At 54.0% G+C, this 2,630-nt stretch carries 2 protein-coding genes and 1 pseudogene; all 3 read right to left on the bottom strand.

Annotated elements, in window-relative coordinates; genetic code table 11:
* Positions 1 to 754, bottom strand: a pseudogene (locus HMPREF2919_RS04665) (peptide ABC transporter ATPase); the annotation flags it as partial.
* Between the two features lie 355 nt (positions 755 to 1,109).
* The gene (locus HMPREF2919_RS04660; RefSeq protein ID WP_070666480.1) at positions 1,110 to 1,820 is read right to left on the bottom strand and encodes a DUF6318 family protein; all 711 of its coding nucleotides are present in this window, start codon (positions 1,818 to 1,820) and stop codon (positions 1,110 to 1,112) included.
* A 392-nt stretch (positions 1,821 to 2,212) separates the two neighbouring features.
* Positions 2,213 to 2,461, bottom strand: coding sequence for a hypothetical protein (locus HMPREF2919_RS04655; RefSeq protein ID WP_070666477.1), 249 nt, complete (start codon positions 2,459 to 2,461; stop codon positions 2,213 to 2,215).
* Between the last annotated feature and the right edge of the window lie 169 nt (positions 2,462 to 2,630).

Here is a 2,630-nt window from a genome sequence, read left to right as displayed (position 1 = left end):
CATTCAGGTGCCAGCGCTGACCGGTACGGATATCGGCCTTACGTAGGCGCGGGTTCGGGTTATCTTTTTTACCCATGGTGGGGTCGTTCTTGCAGCCCCAACGGGTGTCGTCTTCATCGCAGGTGCCGCCGACGCGTCCCACATCAACCCACCACACACGCACCAGCAACGGATCACTGGTCGCCTGCGGGGTCACCATCATCATTTGCCAGGGGCCACCATCCACACGGAAACGAGCCGTGTAATGCACGGTCGCATACGCATGGAAATTACCGGAACGCTGGTAAGCGTAGCTGGTATCCGTCTGCCGCGGACGCTCACGAGGGTAGGTGGTGACCGGTTTGCCCGCGGTGTAGTTGGTGTCTGTATCGCCGTTGCCGTACTCGATGACATAGGAGGAGGGCATGAGCTCAATTTCGACGTGTCCGGCGAGCATGTCTGCTTCGAGGCGGTAGGGGCCTCCGTCGTCGACGTAGAAGTTGATCTGGTCGCCCTTGTAGACGTTGGGGTCGCCTTCTGCTCGGCCAGTGCCTGCGGGGTTGTTGTAGGACTGGTGCAGGGTCGGCTTGCCCGGCTCTAGCGATTCTGCTGCGTGGAGGATTTCCTCCATGACTTCTTCGTAGGTCGGGCCGGTGGGTCCGGGGCTGTCGGCGCTGGTCAGGGTGCGGGTATCGTTGGGAATGCAGCTAGCAGAAGAAGGACTATGTCTGCTTCCACCACGGTCGATAGGAATTCCGTTTTCGTCTACGGTCATGTTTGTATATCCAACATGCCCTACTCGTCCGTCTAGCGTGGTGCAGAAGAAATTGTTGGGGTTGTCTTTATAAGATGTAACATAAAATCCCTCGCGCCGTTTTGTCGTATCTGTTTCGGGGGCAGGCGTTACTGGCTGGTTTGTAACGGAATCAATATCTGAAGCGCTTCCTGTTCTTTCCGTATTTTCATTTCCAACCATTTCTTTAGGAGGAATTTTCTCTTGGCATATGCTAGCAGTATTATTTGATGAACATTCACTCGTTTTTACATCTGCAAATGAGGGGAGAATACTAAGTTGAAATATTTGTATGCTTACAAAAGGGAGGAAGAGAATTTTATGCCACTGCTTCATTTTAATCTTCAACCTTTACATACCCAATAAGCTCCCATTTTTGACCGTTGTGCTTTAGCTCAATTTTATAAGTGTCGTTAGTTTTATCTTCATTGGTCCAAGAGCGCCAACTACCATCAGCCGCGACATAAATCTCCTTTTCCCAGACATGGTAAGCCTTCCAAAAATAAGTCTCCCCGTCCTCAGACCACGGCGCGCCATCAGCAGTCAAGCTTTCAATACCATCAATCACCCAACCACCATGCTGGTAAAGCCTCTCGACACCCTCATAAGCCTCCAACTCGCTCTTAAAAGTCGGCGACACAAACTGACGAGCCATCGAATAATCACCAGTCTGCACGCCATAATTACCCCATTTAACCCAAGCGTCCAAAGTCTTACGCATACCTTCAACAGACTTCTCACGGTACCCGTCTTCAGGCTCAGCAGGCTTGGGCACATTCTGCGCCGGACCGTACTTATCAGCAGGGCGATACTCGCCGTCAGGCGCCTTCGAACCACCCGAATAACCGCGGACAGTAGACGGGGTAGCACTCGCCAAGGGCGACTCAGATGCCGCCGCAGACGCCGAGGTGGTCTCGCTCGGCGTGGCGGAGGCGGTAGCTGCCGCCTCGTTATTAGCCTGCTGACCGCAGGCTGCGAGCAAGGCACCCAGGCCCACAAGTGCGCCGCTACCCAGCAGGGTACGGCGATTAAAGATGGTCGAATCCATGGAAGATACGCTCCTATCGTCGGTGATGGTGTGTTGTTTAGTTACTAGTCGGCCCGTTATTCGCAGGTCAAGTTGGCTGCCGGAAGGAAAACAGCCCCGTAGCGCACCCAACAAACGCATCAATGCGTTATGGAACACTACAGTTACCACCCTACCGCATCTTTGTGTCTATTTGTGTTGCTTTGAGTGCAATAGTATCTGAACGTCATTATTCGGACACATCAATGCTTTATGCATCAAATAAATCTACACTCACGGAGGCTCTGCCCCTGCAGAATTTGTGCCATGGTTTAGTGTCTTCGACCATGGTTTTTAACTACGACCAAAGACGCTAACCTATGGCACAAATCCGCAACTCATGACCGGATCCCCATCTGTGACAGGTGGGCGGGCTACACGGCGAGCGCATACATGTCGCGAAGTGCCTCTTCCGCCTCGTCGAGGGCATATCCGCTCTGGCAGAGCGCATCGCAGCCGTTACCGTAGCGGAGGCCAGCGAGGAACTCGCGGTCGGTCACCTCCGGCAGGTACACCGTGAGGTATTCGCCGTTGTCAGTGAAGAAGTCGTCAATGTTGGCGGCGTCCTGGCCGGAGTAGAAGGCGCGGAAGTCTTCGTCATTGTAGTAACCAACCGTGTACATGAGGGGCTCCTTTGGTCGCTCGGCGGAGTGGGTGAGAACGCGTCGTTGTTCTCTACCACCAAAGGTACGGGGCGCCCCTGACAAGATAAGGGGCTGCACCGCCCACGCCGGAGAAAATACACAAAAAAATATTGTGCGGCGAGGGGTTTTCTGGAGGCGCCCCCCCCCC

This window comes from Rothia sp. HMSC068E02 (assembly GCF_001813565.1).
Taxonomy (GTDB): Bacteria; Actinomycetota; Actinomycetes; order Actinomycetales; family Micrococcaceae; genus Rothia.
This window is presented reverse-complemented; position numbering and strand designations above follow the sequence as displayed.